We start from the raw sequence: 17,351 nt of genomic DNA, 5'->3' as shown, positions 1-17,351 counted from the left end.
CATGATCGAGGCACGCGAGCTCACCAAGCGCTACGGCGACACGACGGCCGTGGACACCGTCAGCTTCACCATCCCGCCGGGGTCGGTCACCGGGTTCCTCGGGCCCAACGGCGCCGGCAAGTCGACCACCATGCGCATGATCATGGGCCTGGACCGGCCGACCTCCGGCAGCGTCACCGTCAACGGCAAGCCCTACGGTCACCACCGCTCCCCGCTGCGCGAGGTCGGCGCGCTGCTCGACGCCAAGGCCGTCCACCCGGGGCGCAGCGCCCGGTCCCACCTGCGCACCATGGCCGCCACCCACCACATCAAGGCGTCACGGGTGGACGAGGTCATCGACATGACCGGGCTGCACACGGTGGCCGGCAGGCGCGTCGGAGGGTTCTCCCTCGGCATGGGCCAGCGCCTGGGGATCGCGTCGGCGATGCTCGGCGACCCCCGCACGCTCATCCTCGACGAGCCCGTCAACGGGCTCGACCCCGAAGGCGTGCAGTGGGTCCGTCAGCTCGTGCGGGGCCTGGCCGCCGAGGGCCGCACCGTCTTCCTGTCCTCCCACCTCATGAGCGAGATGGCGCAGACCGCCGACCATCTCCTGGTCATCGGGCGGGGCCGCATCATCACCGCCGGCCCCGTCCAGGACGTCATCGACTCCGTCTCCGGCGGGGGCGTGCGCGTCCGGTCCCCGCGCGCCACCGAGCTCGCGGCGCTGCTCACCGCCCAGGGCGCCGCCGTCACCTCCCCGGGCCCAGCACGCTCGAGGTCCGCGGCGTGACGGCCGACCACGTGGGCGAGCTCGCCTTCGCCCACGGCCTGCTGCTGCACGAGCTGGCCCCCCGCAGCGCCAGCCTCGAGGAGGCCTACATGAGCCTCACCCAGGACGCGGTCGAGTACCGCTCCGAGCCCACCGCCACCACCGCCGTGAAGGGTCAGGACCGATGAGCACGCTCGCCACGACCTCGCCAGAGGTCACCGCCGGCACCGCCGGCATCGCCGGCATCGCCGGCACCGCCTCGACCGTCGCCCCTGCCGACGGCACGCCCCACAGCACGTTCGCCGGCGTCATGCGCGGGGAGTGGATCAAGCTGCTCTCGCTGCGCTCGACGTGGTGGACCCTGGGCGTCACCGCCGCGCTCATGACCCTGATCTCCCTGGCCGCCGCGAGCTCCCTGGGCGCGATGGCCGACGACCCGGTCATGGCACCTGCCCTGGCGGAGATGCACGGTGCCGAGGTGATCTCCGGCGGCTTCCAGATCGCCATGCTCACCATCGCCGTCCTCGGCGCGCTGTTCATCACCGGCGAGTACTCCACCGGCATGATCCGCTCCACCTTCGCCGCCGTCCCCGCCCGCCTGCCCGTCCTGGCGGCCAAGGGGATCGCCCTCGTCGTGCTCACCACCGCGGTCACGCTCATCGGCGCGGTCCTGGCCTACCTCGTGACCATGCCCGCTCTGTCGGAGTACGACCTCGTCCCCGCCCTGGACGATGCCGCCACCTGGCGGGTGCTCGGCGGCACGGTCTACTTCCTCGTCGCCGCCGCACTCTTCTCGCTCGGCCTCGGCACCCTGCTGCGGTCCACCGCGGCCACGGTCACCCTCGCGCTGACCGTCCTGCTCGTCCTCCCCGGGCTGCTGAGCTTCATCAGCCTGGACTGGGTCGAGACCCTCGTCAGCTACCTGCCGCTGCCCGCCTCCTCGGCCTTCATCGCCGCGAGCGGCACCTCCGTGCAGGGGGTCGCCCTCAGCGCTCAGGAGGGGCTCGTCACCATCGCTCTGTACGCCGTCGTCCCTCTCGTCGCGGGGGCCGTGAGCCTGCGCCGCCGGGACGCGTGACAGCCTTTGCTGACGGGGCAGCTGGCACACCGCACTACTCGTCACTACTGAAGGCCTCAGCCGAAACCGGTGGAGGCCTTCAGCGAGCAGGCGGTCGACCGGGTGGCTCCCTCGGAGAGCCAGAGCGGTTCGCTTCGCCTTGCTCGCGCGGCCAGCAACATCGTCACCGCCGCCGTCGCCTGCATCGGCCGGTATCTCGTGGGCCCTGTGGCGTCGAGTTGGCGGGAATCGAATCCGCTGGAGTCGTCCTGCACCACGCCTCTCGAAGCCCTGACCAGCGGGAATACGGGCCTACCGACGGGTTCGGTGTGGCTCGATCGGCTCGTCCGTTGACGCGGTCAACACCCGTGCCGCCCCGCCGAACCGTAGTCGAGGCTGGCTCCCGCCTACGCCGCGGCTCGGCACGTGCGGCTCACCGCGTCGGGCCGAAAGGGAGCCTAGACCACTCGGCCTCCAACTGGGCGACGCGCCAGCCGCTCTTGAATCAGCGGGCTATGACCGTAGAACCCGGTGCAGTTCCTTGGGCCCTGGGCGGCAGGTCAGGGTTGCCCAGGTCCAGCCGCGTCGCGGTGAGGGCGTCGGCATGCGCCGCGGGGCCTCCGTCGGCGCCCCGCTGCCCCGGTCCGGCGGGCTTGCCTCTCCCTACGCGAGCGCGCCACACGATGCCCGTTACGCCTCGTTGTCGGCGTGGTCCTCGTCCTGCAGCGGCCACTCCTCCGCATCACGGAGGCGGCGCACCACGGCCGGGCCGCCCAGCCGCTCGATCTCCTGGCGCGGTCCGACCACGACCAAGAGCACCCTCGCTCGCGACAGCCCGGTGTAGAGCAGCTTGCGGGCGCGCTCCTCGTCGCGGAAGCCGTTGACGACAAGCACGACGACTGTGCGCTCCAAGCCCTTGAAGCCCAGGACATGGCCATAGAAGACGTCCGTCTCGTCGAAGAAGGCGCCCCAGTAGGCCTGATGGCTCGAGTGCTCCACGGCGATCCGCTGAGCCTCGTGCCGCGTCCCGGTCGTCAGGAGCGCGATCTGGCCGGGTCGCCACCCCTCGTCGAGCAGGGCCTCGACTGCGCTATCGCCCGCGCGGATCGTCTCGTTGGGAGAAGCCTCGACGAGCCGCACGCGAGGCCCGGCGCCACCGCGCGGTCGGACGTGGTCGTCGGTGAAGGCACCGAAGACCTGGGCGATTTGCTTGGTGGACCGCAGATTCTCGTCGAGCACGATCGGCGGGGCGGCGATCGGGACGGCGCCGCTCCGGCCGAACACTTGCTGCGCCTCGTCCATGAACACGAAGAGGCCACCGTGGTGCGGGTCGCGTAGGCACTGCATGAGCGAGATCCACCACTGCTCACCGAAGTCCTGCGCTTCGTCGACGACAACGCTATCGAATAGTTCGGATCGGGAGCGTCCGGCGGCGAGCTTACCAAGCATGGCGGGCAGCCGAATCTCCCAGTAGTCGGAGTCGTCGTCGGCCCCTGCCTCGGCGCCCCAGTTCCTCGGCAGGTCGTGGAACAACCCAACGTACGCGGGTCGCTGGTGACGCGGCCAATTTTCTGTCACTCGCTCGAGGTAACGAGCTAGGCCGCGTGAGTAGCAGAGGAGTGCTACGCGCTCGCCGGCCTTGGCCCGACGCCGCGCCTGCTCGAGAGCTAACCAAGTCTTTCCGCTGCCCGCCCCGCCGATGACACGGAGCCGGGGGTGGTCACGGAGCATGTCGAGAATGCGCGCCTGGTCCCGCGTGAGCTGCTCGACCCGGTCCTCGTGCGCTGCTGCCTCCGACAGCAGTTCCAGTTGCGTCGGCATGGTGCCGGCCAGGAGGTCGACGAGCCCCTCGAGCGCGGGCGTGTCGAGAGGCCGATGTCCGGCGCCTTGATGCTCGATGGCGTGCTTGACACGCTGCGCGGCCGTCGGAAGGTCGTCGCGGTCGATGACGATTTCCCGCGGCGCCTCGGCAATCTCCCAATCCCGGGGCACGCGAAACTGGGGAAAGGAGACGAGGTGCGCAGTGCGTGCGTAGGCGGCGGCAAGGCGCCGTCGGCTCAGCATCGTCGTCAGGAGGTGCCGCGCATCCTGGACCTGCTCAACCGGAGAGATCCGGTGTCGGTTCGACCCACTTCCCTGAAACCACGCGCCGGCCTCGTGGGTGATGTGGCCACCCTTGACCTCTATCGTCGCGATGCCGACGCCCGGCCATGCGACGACCAGGTCGAGCTCGCGCTCCTCCCCGTTGGCGAGAAGCCGCCGACCGGCGAAGAGAGCAGCGTCATCGGGCAACTGATCGTGGAGCGCTTGCCAAACGGCTCGCTCGGCACCGTAATCGGCGGGGAAGCGCGGGTGTTCGGGGAAGAGGCGCGGCACGAGTCCATGTGTAGCGGAAAAGGAGCTCGGCGCGAGCGACCGCTCGCGCTGTTCCGCCCGCCGTCTCACGGCACCGCCTTCGCGGGCTTACGGACACCGTCCCCACCCAGGCGTCGCCGTGACGTGCCGCGAGCACAGTCCTGGTGGTGCAGCCGCGATCGGTAGAGTCCCGGCTGTGAATCGCGAGCGCGTGATGGTCGAACGGGGCCCCGACCGGGCCGTTCGTCGGATCGGCGAGGTCGTGTCCGAGCGCGGTGGCGCCTGGCTCGTCAGGTGGCCGGACGGAACGGAGGAGGAGGTCCGGCCGGGCGGGATTTCCGCGGACGGCGGCCGCTTCTTCGGCATGGTCGCCGGCGGGCTGCAACACCGGCTTGCGACGGAGCCGGACGAGGTCCAGCGGTTGCTCGTCGCCGACCCGTCGGAGGTCTTCGCTGCCCTTATGGTCGCCCAGGAGCGCGCTCGCACGTCTCGGCAACTGATCGAGTCGCTCACGGCCGCAGGCATCAACGCCGTGGACGCGCGTTCCGCATGGAAGAAGGCCAGAGCAGCGCTCGAGTCCCGTCCCGACGTCCGGGTCATCGGCGACGGAGCCCAGCGCGCCTATCGGCTTCGTCAAGCGTCGGCGACGCCACCCCCACTCGACGAGGCTCCGAAGCCCCTCCCGGAAGCGGCGCCCGTTGATCGACTGACTTCTCCCTCCGTCGATCGAGCAATCCCGGAGGCAGCTGTCGGCTCGGCGTCGAAGCCGCCTCGCGAGACTCCCGACGCGGCACGCGGCGACGAGCACCGTGGGAGCACTGGCGAGTTCGGGGCCCGCGACACGGGGAAAGACCTACTCCGCCTCGCTCGTGGGCGTCCGCTCGACGTCAAGATCACGGACCTCGAGCCTCACATCATGGAGCAGCCGACGGCAATCCAGGCACTCTTCGCAGTTCTAACGGGGCAGGACGCCGGACGCGTCTGCGCCGCGGCGGGCCTTCGTGCGCTGGAAAGTGGCGCCGCCCTCGCGGCGATCGCAGATGAAGTGCTTGAGGTTGCCTGGCCCCGCCTCCAGAACGGGCAGAAGATGTTCATGCTCGGGATCGCGCGAAACTCAAAGCTCATCGACAAGGTCGACGTCGTCCACCTGATCGGCGCGGGTGGGGCGGGCGCGTTACTGGACCGCGCCACGGACGAGGCGCGCAGTGCGCATCAACGGGGAGGAAAGGACCGTCTCGTAGCATTCGGTCGGCTGATCGACCGTGTCTTGCGAAGCGAGCGGGTGGACCAGTTGGACCTCGGCTCGATCGTCCGCGCTGCCCTCTCCGAAGCGTTGCCGGAGGGCGACGATCGGGTCGAGGCGCTCGTGGCCGCGGCCGCCAAGATAGTGCGGGTCAACTCGGCCCGGTGGAGCAGCCTGCCGGTCAGCGACAGGGACAAGCTCATTCGCAGGAGCGCGGCGCTCCCCTAACGAAAGCGGGCGGGCGGGCGCAGCTAATCGCTGCGGTGAACTCCGCCGATGCCGCGGCAGCCAGCGACTCGCGGTGGTGGAGCGACGTCACCACCGATGACCTGATAGCCGCAGCGGACGGGCTCATCGGCCCGCTCCTCGATCACCCGGCAGTTCAGTCCTCCGTCGTACGCCCGCGGTACGTAACGGCCCTGGAGGAGGCGATCACCCGCCGGCGGGTCATGCATCTGCTCGCTGCGCCGGTAGTGCTCGCAAAGACTGCACTCCCCGCCACGGTGGACGCAGCGTTAGGCCGGGCCGCCGCCGACGACGGCGTACTGAGAACGTGGATGTCGGCGCTCCGCGATGAGCCCGGCCGAAAGGCGCTCCAAGCAGATGCGGCCCGCGCACACTCGGGGCAGGACGCGGCACTCCACGATGCGCGAGTCGCTCGCGAGCGGGCCGAGCGTGCAGAACGGCGGCTGGAGGCGGCCGAGGAGCGACTTCGTACGGCTGGTGATGCCACGGACCGGCTCCGTGATTCGCAGACGCGTCAGGCACAGATCGACGCCATGCGAGGGCTTGCGGCGCTGGCCACTTACGTCGAGAAGTCGATCGACCAGCAGCCGGCCGAGCGCGTCACGGCGCGCGTCCGCGCGATGACTGCACGGCACGGACTGCTGCCTTTGGGTGAGGTCGGCGCGACGCTTGAGTACGAACCGGACAAGCACGACCTGGTAGGGCCTACTGCCCCGGCAGGAGTGGCAGTCGTTGTCAGACACTGCGGGTACACATGGGCTGGACCTGACGGCGAGATCGTGCTCGCCCGAGCGCTGGTCGAGCAGGTGGCCTAGGGAGACTGGACGTGACAGCACACTCGTACACGGTCGGTATTGACTTCGGCACGAGCACCACGCTCGTTGCCGAGGGCCACGCCGCAGGAAGGTCCGCCGTCGTGCCGATCGGCCAGAGCGACCCGTGGCTCGCCTCCGTCGTGACCACCGGTGATGCCGGCGAATTCCTCGCGGGTGAGCACGCCGAGCGGCGAAGCCCTGGCACGCTCATCCGCTCGGTCAAGCGTGCCATCACACGCCGGCAGGAGACGATCACCAGCCTGGACGGCTCGGTGACCGCCAGGACCGACGACGTCATCAGCGCAATACTTGTCGAGGTCGCCCAGCGGAGCCGCGACAACCAGCTGGACATCACCGAAGAGGGAAGGGTCAGGCTCGGCTGCCCGGCGATGTGGGACGCCGACCAGCGCACCCGCCTTCTCGATCTCGCGAAGAAGGCCGGGTTCGGCGTGGGTGCGTCGACCCTGATCGACGAGCCGATCGCAGCCGGGCTTATGTGGATCAATGAGCAGCACCGGGCGCGCAGGTACCTCGACAATGATCGGGTCCTGATCTTCGACATGGGCGGCGGCACGCTCGACGTGGCCATTCTCGACGTCACGACCGGGCCGGCGCGCGACCCCCAGATCTACGTGCTCGCCTCCAACGGCGTGGACGAGGCCGGCGACAAGCTCGACGAGACGATCGCCGAAGACCTGGAGTCCATGCTGGCCGACCGTGGCGTGACCGTCGCGGATCTGCCTCAACCGGCCGTGGCCCGCGCGTACATCGCACGCGCAGCAACTGAAGTGAAGATCGCGCTCACAGACAGTGATGTCGCGGACGTCTACTTCGACTACCGCGATGTCGACCTGCCTCGGCTCACCTACACGGTCGGGCAGCTCGACGACTGCCTGCGGCCCCAGTTGGACCGCGCCTGGCGACTCGTGGAGTCCACTCTGCGAGCCGCTCTCCTCACCTGGGAGCACCGAACCACCCGCGAGGATCTCGTGACAACGGTCGGCCTCAGGGCCATGGCGATGGACGAGCTGCTGCAGACGGTGCACCACGTGGTCCTCGTCGGGGGGATGTCACGCATCCCTGGAGTCGCGCGCTTCCTCAGTGACCGGCTCGCGGCATCGCAGATCCATACATTCTCGGGCTTCACCTCCCAGGAAGCGATCGCGACGGGGCTGGCCGAGGATGTCTCATACGAGCAGGTGAACCTCCACCTTCCTGGGTTTGACTTCGTCCTCGACATCCCGGGCCGCGCGCCGATCACCCTCTACCGGGCGCACACGCCCTTCTATCGATGGTGGGAGGCGCAGAGCAAAATGCGGCTGTCGTACTCGTGGCCGGACGGAGCGACCGCGCACGAGCCCGCCGAAGCAGGCAGGCTCCCGCGGTCGGGATACGCGACGCTGCGTGTCGTGGCGCTCGACGGTTCGGTCGTCGCCATGCGGGACTCCAACGGTGTCCAGACCGAGGGCCTTCGCGTGAATTTCGGTTTCGGCAACCCGCGATTCACCTTGGCACCAGACGGGACGATGGGCATCGTTGACGGCCGCGGTGAGCAGCAGAGCCTACGAATCGAGCGCTGGCCGGCACTCCGTGCCGGGCACGGCAAGCTCTCCGTTCGCGTGGAGAAGACACGCTGGGTACCCGACGACCGGCGCGCCTGGGACACGAAGTAGCCGCCTCAGGCTCCGGCGACGTCCAGCAGCGCGACTGTGTGCACGGACATCGACATGTCCCGGTCTGCCGCCGCGGTCGACTCCAGGGCTTCGAGTTCCGCTCGAATGTTGCGCAGGCGCCCCTCGTTCATACGGATCACGCGCGGGTCGCGGCCGTCTGCGCGTACGGTCTCGAGGCTTGCCTGCGCCCGGCGCTCTTTGACGAGCAGCGACTCGCGCCGGGACTGGGCACGCGCCGCGACAAGGGCATCGTTGTCGAGTCGGCGCCGCTCCTCCTCGGGCGCAAGGCGCGCCCACGAAGCCGACTCCAATTGCCGGTGAAAGCGCCGGACGCCGTCCCACCCCTCCGCTGGCGCGTCGCGAAGCGTGCCTGCGGCAAGAGCGGCTAATACCGCGCTGCCGACGCTATCCGACACGGTGCCTTGGTCGACATCGATGGCGGTGGCGACGAGCTCGCGAGTCGGCCGCACGCCGGTGGTCTCGACAAGGTCGACCTGGACGGCGAACCGCCGCCCGCGCGCCACGCCGGGTACGGCCACCCGACCGAATCGGCGCAGGTGGAGGTCGTCGGACTCGAGCGTTGCCAGTGCTACGTCCACGAGAGGATGCCGAGCCGAAAGCAGCTCGACGTCGTGACGGCTGGCGATCTCGGCGTCGTACGTCATCTCTAATGCCTCGCCCGCACGCAGCCGTCCCTCAAGGTTGGCGACGGGGTACTTGCTCCCGATGTCGGCCTTCCGCTGGCGCCGTCGGACTTGGAAGAATCGCTCGGCCAGTTCCGAGTTGCCCCGCAGGACATGCACGCCCTTGCGACGCGCGGGGCCGAGTGTCGCTCCGGTCGACCGGACCAACCGATCGATGAGGGACTCGATCTCGCTCGCGCCGACGTAGCGGCCGTCGGCAGGGCCGGATTCTGTCATCCCGTCAACCCGGAGCTGGTCGATCGTTGTCAGCGTCGCTCGCTCCGTCTCGAGCTTCCTGATTTGAGCGCTGCGGGTCTCGATGGCTAGCGCGACCTCGTCCGCGCGGCGAAGCCGCTGCTCTGGGGTCAATGCCGGGTCCAGTAACCTGGTGGCAACATCCCGGAACTCGTCGCGCAGGATCGGCTCCAGGTCTCCGATGGAGTTGCGGAAGATGTCGATGCGGTTGTATAGGCGCGCGATGATGTCCGACTCGATCGTGCCGGGGATGTGCATGTTGATGACGAGGATTTTCTCGTGCTGCTGCCCGAACCGGTCCAGACGACCGATGCGCTGCTCGACGCGCATCGGGTTCCACGGGAGGTCGTAGTTGACCAGGACGTTGCAGAACTCGAAGTCGAGGCCCTCCGAACCGACCTCGCTCACCACAAGAACCTCGAAATTCCCGGCGCGGAAGTCATCGATGATGGCTTGGCGGTCCTCCATTTTCACGCCGCCGTGCATCGCTCGGACGGTGAACTCGGCACTCAGGCGGCTTGTTAGGTAGGAGATCGTTCCTCGGAAGGTGGAGAAGATCATCGCCTGCTTGATGCCCTGCCGGCGCAGGTCGAGCAGCTTGGTAAGCAGGGTCTCGAATTTGGAGTCTGGCCCGAGTGACCGGGCGAGCACTGGGACGCCGTGCAGGTCCTCGAACTCTTGGTCCTCGAGCTCCTGGTCAGCGTCATCAATGGAACTCCGGAACAGAGCGACGTCTCGCGTGCGCAACGTTTCCTGGCTAGCCGCTAGGCAGCTCGCCGCCTGGCGCAGCGGCATCTGCATGGCGAACCCTGGAGGCGTCCCTGCAGCGAGAGCGCGGCTCATGTAGTAGCCGACGATGTTGTCGTAGTAGTCCTTCTCCGCAGCAGTCCACTCGACGCGGACCTCGTGCACCTCCCGGACCGCCTTGGCGTCGGGAACATCGACCTTGCGCGTCCGGGCGAGGACCGTGCTGAGGGTGTTGAGCTCCGCGACCAGGGCTTTCGCCTCGGAGCGCTCGGCGTCCGAGAGGCCGTGGCTTGACTCGAGCAGTGATCGGAGCCGTTCGAAGTCCGGTCGGGCCGTGATGGTCTGGCCGAACGACGTGCTGCCCACGGCGTTGAGGCGCATCCGGGCGGCCGCCGGCTCGGCGTCTTCGGCGATGAGGCGTGCGACGGCGTTGAGGTGCGTGTTTGGTTCGAGCTGCTGGCGGAAGACGTCGACGTCGGGAAACATTCCGTCGTCGAGCAGGGTCAACAGGTTGTAGAGGTCGTCCGATCGGAGGTTTATCGGCGTGGCCGACAGAAACAACAGGTGGTCCGCCCAGTCAGATAGGACCCCGCCAAGCACGTTCGACCGTGTCCCGACGTTCCGAAGCGCGTGTGCCTCGTCGACGATGACGAGGTCGAATCGCGGGCGAACTTTGGTGAGCCGCTCCAAGGTGTCTGTCGCCGCGCGAAGGGACTCCAGGGAGACGATGGCATGAAACTCGGGGTCCTCGCCGTCGAGCAACTGGTCCGCAAGCCCATCGAGCTCGCGGGGCTTGATCACGTCGAGTTGCCGGTCGAACCTTCGGCGCATCTCCCGCTGCCATTTGAGAGTCAGAGAGGACGGCACGACGACGAGTGTCCGCCGCAGCGGCGAGCGCTGCTCCAACTCGCACCAAACGATCCCGGCCTCGATGGTCTTGCCGAGGCCGACCTCGTCGGCGATAAGGAGCCGCCCGGTCGGCGAGCCAAGCATTTTCAACGCGGGGATGAACTGGTACGCCCGAAAGATGGTCTTCGATGCCTGGAACGAGTAAAGCACGTTGCTCAGAGGCTTGCGCAACTTGGTCCACGTCAGCGTCAGGGCAATATCCGCGGCCGAGGCCGGCGCTTGCTGGAGCCAGAATCTGGGGTCACGGGGATCCCCGTCGATCTTGACAATTGACGCCTCACCGACGTTCCTCAGCTCACCGTCGACGGCCACCTCGATGCGGTGGCCCGCCGGCGTCGCCACCACCCGGCGAACTCGGCCCGGGGTCTCGACGCCAACGATTCGCACCATGTCGTTGACGGAGAACGCGGAGGCTCCAAGGAACGGGCGCGCGTCGTCCCACGCTTCCGCCAGCGCCAGCCTCGCGAAGCCCAGGTGCCGACGTGGGCCGTCGTCCGTAAACTGATAGCGCGCGCTCCCCGCTTGCACCGGGGGCTGGCCGTCGACGACCAGGAGCCCGTGCCACTCGCCTCGGCGGTAGATCGAGTAACAGCCCGCGTGAAGCGCTCCGTCCGAAGCGGATGGAGCGCACTCCCGAACCTCGGCCGGCAAGCGTTCCAGTTCCGCGCGGAGCGCGTCGGGCGCGGAGCCGATCACCAGGACGCGAACTAGATCCTCACTTGCCTCGAACGCCAGACCGACGGAGGTGGGACGGTAGAAGAGGTCGTCCTCCGGCATCACCGACCACCACCGTGCGCGTCGTCATTCAGGCCGAGCGAGTCCCCGGCGATACCCTGGCGTTGAACCTCCATCATCGAAGGGATCCCGCAACTTCCGGCATCGTTCTGCAACAGAATTGTCCCTCGTCAACTTGCCCTGCCGGGCCCGGTTCGGTCCTCGCTCGCTAGATCGTGCCATCGCGAGCCGTTCCCGTGTGCACAACTTGCGGAAATCACCCGGCTGCCCGCCCACGAGACACCGTCCGATGCCGCCCGCCAGGGCGGGCGGCAGACATCGATTCCCGTCCGCGGCGCCGTGTCGCCTACCACGCAGCCATCACCTGTCGGTCCCGGCCGTAGACCGGTATCCTTCGCAGGCCCGCGATGGGTGCGTCGCACCCGGTTAACGGGGCGTGGCACGGCACAGCTGCGCCGCCCGCGGCACCTCCAGGGCAGGTCGCGCGGTGGATAGCTGTCGCCGCGATCTGCGCTCTTCCAACCGCCGAGACCATGGGAGTGCGCGCAGGGACCGGCTGGCCTCGCCGCACCAACTTGCCCCATGGACCTTCAGCGTGAGCCGTCACTGGCCGTGCGGCACGCATTCTCCACGCCACTCAGGGCCTGGGTGCGCCGGCCACTCAGGGACCACCTGCGAACTTCACCCTGTCCCTCCGGTTAGCGATCACAGCGGAGTAGGCACACCTCGCCGTGTTCCTTCCCCTGTACTCAACGCGTAAGGGAGTCACACCCAGCGCGCCACAGACAGCGCTAGCATGGAGCGCCCGAGCCCGGGCACCTGCCCAACCGCATCGTCCATCGGATTCGCGGTAAACAGGCCACGAAGCGGCACAGCCTCATGGTCCTCCGGTTGGGTCCTAGGCCGCCTGGGCGGCCTGGCGGCCACGGTCGGAGGACCGTTGTACGGAGCGGCACGTCTCCAGCGGGAAGAGGGCGACTGCTCGGCACCAGCTGGACGTCGAACCGGCGCCAACTCCGCGGCGGCCCGGATTTCGCCCCTTGGTATCGCACGAGCCTTGGCGTGGCTCGGCTACCGTGTCGCAAAGGTTCACGGTCGACGGGGGTCAGATGGACACGAACGTACGCACGCCGATGGAGATCTTCAATCTCCCCCAACACCTGGTCGTGCCGCTCTTCCAGCGCCCGTACGTCTGGGACGAGGAAGAGCAGTGGCTGCCGCTATGGCAGGACGTCGAGCGCATGGCGAACCTGCGTCTTGCCAACCCCTTCAACGTGGCAGCGCACTTCCTCGGGGCCGTAGTTCTTCAGGCACACGACGGCGTCACCGGTGCGGTGCCCGCGTCCAACGTCATTGATGGTCAGCAGCGACTCACGACGCTGCAGATCATGCTCGACGCCGCGTCGACGGTCTTCACCGAAACCAGATTCGAGACCCTAGCCGCGCAGTTGCAGTCGCTCACTCACAACCCCCCGATGTTTGTACCCGAACCCGCGGAGCAGTTGAAAATCCGCCACACCAACCGCGATCGAGCCGCGTTCGACGAAGTAATGAACGCCGCGCCTCCGTTCGACCACGGCGCCCTCGCGCACGCCGGGTCGAAGATCGCCCGGGCTCACGCCTTCTTCGTATCCGAAGTGCGCGGATGGCTCACCGAAGGCTTCGCAGGAGTGGACCCGAACGGCCTGGCCCGTCGAGCCGATGCCCTGGCCACGGTCTTGAAGCAGGGTCTCCAGCTTGTGGTGATCGACTTGAAGTCGACGGAGAACTCCCAGGAAATTTTCGAGACCCTGAACGCACGTGGAACTCCGCTGACCGCCGCGGATTTGATCAAGAACTTCGTGTTCCAGCGACTCGACGCCGAAGGTGCCGACACCCGGAAGGTCTACCACGAGGACTGGCCGTTCGAGCGCAAGTTTTGGGAGCAGGACGTCTCGGTCGGCCGACTGTTCATGTCGCGGTCATCGCTATTCCTGAACCAATGGCTGACATCTCGCACCGCCGAGGAGGTCTCGACCAAGCAGACATTCACGCTCTTCAAGCACTACGTCGAGCACGGGTCGACGCAGAAGATGAGTGAGTTGCTCGCAACGATCAAGAAACAAGCCGACCAGTATGAGCGGTGGACGATGGCTGCCGCGGAGCCCGACCGCAACCTCTCCGCCACTGAGATGTGCATCTACCGCATGGGGGCCGCGGGCGTCGAAGTACTCAAGCCTATCCTGCTGTGGTTGCATGAACCCGATTCCGATCTTCCCCGGCATGTCGTTGACCAGGTCGTGGCTTCTGTCGAGAGCTGGGTCGCTCGCCGCTTGCTCATGCGGTTGCCATTGTCGGCAATCGGCCGCACAGTCGCCGACATCATCCGTGTCCACCGCTCGACCCCAGCGCATGAGCTTCCGGCGAGGGTTGCCGAGCATCTTTCCCGCCTGCGCGTGTCGAGTACCTACTGGCCGGGTGACATCGAGTTGCGACGCACGCTGCACTCGGAGAGCGCCTACCGCCGCTATCCGCGCGCACGTCTTCGGATGTTCCTCGAAGCGGTCGAGGATGACCTGCGTTCCGCGTACGACGCCGGCAGGGTTTCCCGGCGCGGGTACCCCATCGAACACCTGCTGCCTCAGAAGTGGCAGACACACTGGCCGGTCGAAGGCCTCGCCGCGGAGATCGACCGCAACGATCACGTTCACCGGTTGGGCAACCTCACACTGCTCACCGAGGCGCTGAACACCTCAGTCTCCAACGCCCCGTGGCTGGGCGAGCAGGGCAAGCGCGCAAAGCTTGCGAAGTACGACGTGCTGCTGATGAACCGGCAAGTGCGGGAGATGTCGGCGGACGGCTGGACCGAAGAGCTGATCGATGAGCGCACCGGCCACATCATCGACGCACTGCTTCGCACTTGGCCGGTACCCGAGGGCCACGTGGGCGAGGTAGCAGACGCAAAGGCCGACGAGGAAGCTTGGGTCGAGGTTAAGCATCTGGTCGCCGCTGGCCTCATCGAGCCCGGGGTCGTGCTGAGGGCGCGCGGCGGCAAGTGGGCCGGTACCACAGGGATGGTGACCGAGTCCGGCACGATCCAGATCGGGGGGCAAGAGTTCGGAACGCCGTCGGCGGCGGGCAAGCATGTCAGAGGCGGGATGACCAATGGCTGGATTTTCTGGTTGCTGCCTGACGGGCGCCGCCTGGCCGACGTGCGGGAAGCGTTCCGAGGGCACACCACGCCGGGTGCCGACGGGCTGAAGCACTGGGACCCTGAGAGAGATCTCGATGCCGCCACCCAATTCTGGCGGCAGATCTCCGACCAGGCGAAGGACTTCTTCAAGTTGTTGCTCGATGCCGCTCCGCATCCCGTTTCAGCGTCCGAACTCGGCGCGGCCATGGGCACCGACGCTCGGGGCGTCGCCGGAACGCTCGCGTGGCCAGGTCGCGTCGCAACCAGCTTGGGCCACCATATGCCGTCACGTTGGATCGATGGAGTCCCTGCTCGCTATTGGATGGACGAGTCAGCCGCTGAGCTCTTCACGCAAGTCATCCAGGAAGCTCAAACGAGTGCATGAGGATTTGGCTGCTCATCGCTCCCTGCTACGGCGCCGGGCCATGCTCGCGCGTGGCCACGCCGCGCCCCTCCGGACTACGTGCAATGGCACCGTGTCCAGGTGTTCGTGTCCTGACTTCGGCCCGGCTCGCCAGGCGAGGCGCTGCGCTGCTCCGAGTGTCGGTCCTCCGCGATAGCTTTCGCCCAGCGCCGCGGCACCGGGCCATGACCTCGTCCTCTCCCGATGCGCCGCGCGCGACATAGCATCGACACCGGCCGCCGAGCCGCCTTCGAGAAGGGCTCCACCCATTGTTCAAGGTCGAGAACGCCGACTTCATCGCCGACAAGCTGGCAGCGGAACTGCTCCCCGACCAGGAGTACCGCGAGGTCGCCAAGAACGCCGAGGAGGCGATACGGCGGCGGCTCGAGGCGACGGGAGCCGCGGGAGGTGGCCGGATCGAGTTCGACGTCGACTGGGCCCTGCACGCACAGTCGGGCGCGACCTGGTTCCTCTGCTGCGCGGACAACGGTGACGGGATGGACCGATACACGCTCGAGCGTTACATGACCACGCTCGCGGTCGAGGGCGCCGGCGCCAACCAGTCGCTCCAGGGCAACCAGGGGATGGGTCTCAAGATCAGCGGACCGACGCGCCACAAGGAGGGCCTGCTCATTCGGTCGCTCAGGGACGGTCAGGGCTCGATGATCCAGATCGGGTGGGACAAGAGGACACGGCAGTACGGCGCCATCCCCCTCGGACTTAACGAGCAGATCGTGGTCCCGACACCGATCGAGTTCTTCCCTGACTTTATCCGTACGACCGGCTCGGGCACCGTGGTCACGTTCCTCGGCAACGAGCCGGAGGAGACAACGCTCGTCCCCCTGGGGCGACCGAAGTCGTGGCTGTTCAAGTATCTGAACAGGCGGTTCTACCGGCTCGATGACCATGCCCTGGAGACGCTCGTGCGGCAGCCGGCGGGTGATCCCGAGGGCTGGCCCCACTCGTCGACCGAGGCGGCCGCGATGGCGTCGTGGAATTTCGCCCGCGTCCAGGGCACCGGTAGCGTCTGGGACGCCGCGGCAGGGCGCGATGGCGGCCATCACGGCACGCAGACGGTCGCGGGCGACGCGTCGGCTGGTATCCCCCGGCGGCGATCCACTGGTGGGTGTTCCCCGCTGGCACGGGCTATGACGTGTCGTCTCGCACAGAGAGTGGCGGCAGCCTTGCGGCGCTGTACCAGAACGAGCTCCACGACTGGCGGACAGGGAATCAGGCAAACCCGTACTTCGCGCGCATGGGGGTCTTGTTCGGCAAAACTCGCATCGCGTTCGTCATCGAGCCGCTCGGTTCCTCGGCCACATCCGACTTCGCGCGCGCACACGTGCTCGTGGGCGGTAGCCCGATATTCGAGACCGACGCCTGGCTCCTGTGGGCGGAGCAGTTCAGGGCCGCCCTGCCGGCTGAGATCCGTCTCGTAATGGACGAGGAACAGGCTCGGCTCCAGTCCGACGACCCGGACCGCGCGCGCCGAATCCGTGACCGACTGAAGGACGTCATGTCCCTCCTCCGCCCTCGTCGGTATCGTCAGGAGCAAGACGGCGGCCGCCGCGCCGGCGGCCCCGGCCTCAGCGGTCCAGTCGGCAGCACTGGCGACTCGGTGGAACGCCCCACCGCGACCGGGCGGCGACGGAAGGACGGTGGCACACGGGGGATCGGAGCGCTGCTGAGCCAGCTGGATCCGGGCGGGGCGAACGCCGAGGAGGTCTACTCCTCGCTGCAGCTGGAACCCCGGTGGATCACCGAGGCGGAGGCGGACGACTACACCCTCGTCAACCCTGATGGCCGAGGGCTGCACGACCGCGCAGCTGGACTGGTCGGCGACAACGGCATCACGGCGCCGATGCTCGTCCTGAACAAGCAGTTCCGCGGCTACACCGCACTCGTCACTGCTGTCAGCGAGTGGGCGAACCCGGAAGGGGACGACGACAAGGCGCTGCGGATCGAGACGGTCGTCCAGGAGTGGACCGAGCAAAAGATGATCGAAGCCGTGAACGGTCTCCGTCAGCTCGAAAACGGGTCGAGTTGGACGGCGACTCACTACGACGACGCACTGAGCCCTGCCGCCCTCACGGCCGCCTTCATGGCGGACCGGTACCACACGCTTCGCGAAGTCAAGCGTCAGATCGGAGCCATCCGGAGCTCATGATCCCGAACCAAGAGGCAGACGTCTTCACCACTCTCCCTGAATCCGACCCGACGAGGCGTCGCGGGCGCTGAATCCGCGGACCGATCGGGAACGAGGAGCGCGACCTGCTCGTGGCCCTCAGCAGAAAACCTAGCCCGGCC

10 protein-coding genes and 1 pseudogene are annotated in these 17,351 nt (G+C 67.8%); 9 read left to right on the top strand and 2 right to left on the bottom strand.

The genetic code is table 11. The features are described from left to right. Position 1 precedes the first annotated feature (1 nt). The 3 genes and pseudogenes from REH70_RS04325 (at position 2) to REH70_RS04315 (ending at position 2,162) form a co-directional block, all read left to right on the top strand. Positions 2-939: pseudogene (locus tag REH70_RS04325) on the top strand (ABC transporter ATP-binding protein). After that, the gene (locus REH70_RS04320) at positions 936-1,829 is read left to right on the top strand and encodes an ABC transporter permease subunit (protein ID WP_310752590.1); all 894 of its coding nucleotides are present in this window, start codon (positions 936-938) and stop codon (positions 1,827-1,829) included. Before REH70_RS04325 ends, REH70_RS04320 begins: the two are co-directional and overlap by 4 nt. Before the next feature lie 69 nt (positions 1,830-1,898). Further along, positions 1,899-2,162, top strand: coding sequence for a hypothetical protein (locus tag REH70_RS04315; RefSeq protein ID WP_310752586.1), 264 nt, complete (start codon positions 1,899-1,901; stop codon positions 2,160-2,162). A 336-nt stretch (positions 2,163-2,498) separates the two neighbouring features. Here the strand turns inward: REH70_RS04315 and REH70_RS04310 are convergent, their stop codons facing one another. After that, positions 2,499-4,184 (bottom strand): NERD domain-containing protein, encoded by a 1,686-nt coding sequence (locus REH70_RS04310; protein WP_310752584.1) that lies wholly within the window; start codon positions 4,182-4,184, stop codon positions 2,499-2,501. A 175-nt stretch (positions 4,185-4,359) separates the two neighbouring features. Here REH70_RS04310 and REH70_RS04305 point away from each other — a divergent pair, with 175 nt between their 5' ends. Genes REH70_RS04305 through REH70_RS04295 form a run of 3 tightly spaced genes read left to right on the top strand, consistent with a single transcriptional unit; the run spans position 4,360 to position 8,140 of the window. Next, positions 4,360-5,634: a hypothetical protein gene (locus REH70_RS04305; RefSeq protein ID WP_310752582.1), complete on the top strand. Its 1,275-nt coding sequence runs from the start codon at positions 4,360-4,362 to the stop codon at positions 5,632-5,634. 35 nt (positions 5,635-5,669) lie between these two features. Further along, positions 5,670-6,467 carry a hypothetical protein gene (locus REH70_RS04300; RefSeq protein WP_310752580.1) on the top strand — a complete coding sequence of 266 codons (798 nt, stop codon included), beginning with the start codon at positions 5,670-5,672 and terminating at the stop codon, positions 6,465-6,467. Positions 6,468-6,478: 11 nt separating this feature from the next. Continuing rightward, the gene (locus REH70_RS04295) at positions 6,479-8,140 is read left to right on the top strand and encodes an Hsp70 family protein (protein ID WP_310752578.1); all 1,662 of its coding nucleotides are present in this window, start codon (positions 6,479-6,481) and stop codon (positions 8,138-8,140) included. A gap of 5 nt (positions 8,141-8,145) precedes the next feature. On the opposite strand, the gene REH70_RS04290 is transcribed toward REH70_RS04295, so the two are convergent. After that, positions 8,146-11,511 (bottom strand): helicase-related protein, encoded by a 3,366-nt coding sequence (locus tag REH70_RS04290; RefSeq protein WP_310752576.1) that lies wholly within the window; start codon positions 11,509-11,511, stop codon positions 8,146-8,148. A 1,067-nt stretch (positions 11,512-12,578) separates the two neighbouring features. Here REH70_RS04290 and REH70_RS04285 point away from each other — a divergent pair. From REH70_RS04285 to REH70_RS04275, 3 genes are all read left to right on the top strand, one after another. Further along, positions 12,579-15,026, top strand: coding sequence for a DUF262 domain-containing protein (locus REH70_RS04285; protein WP_310752574.1), 2,448 nt, complete (start codon positions 12,579-12,581; stop codon positions 15,024-15,026). Between the two features lie 287 nt (positions 15,027-15,313). Next, positions 15,314-16,483, top strand: coding sequence for a hypothetical protein (locus REH70_RS04280; RefSeq protein ID WP_310752572.1), 1,170 nt, complete (start codon positions 15,314-15,316; stop codon positions 16,481-16,483). Beyond that, positions 16,483-17,211 carry a hypothetical protein gene (locus REH70_RS04275; RefSeq protein WP_310752570.1) on the top strand — a complete coding sequence of 243 codons (729 nt, stop codon included), beginning with the start codon at positions 16,483-16,485 and terminating at the stop codon, positions 17,209-17,211. The genes REH70_RS04280 and REH70_RS04275 overlap by 1 nt, the downstream gene beginning before the upstream one ends. Positions 17,212-17,351: the final 140 nt, after the last annotated feature.

The sequence above is a fragment of the Cellulomonas sp. ATA003 genome (assembly GCF_031582905.1).
Classification (GTDB): domain Bacteria; phylum Actinomycetota; class Actinomycetes; order Actinomycetales; family Cellulomonadaceae; genus Pengzhenrongella.
The sequence above is the reverse complement of the archived record's forward strand: the minus strand, read 5'-3'. Positions and strand labels throughout refer to the sequence as shown.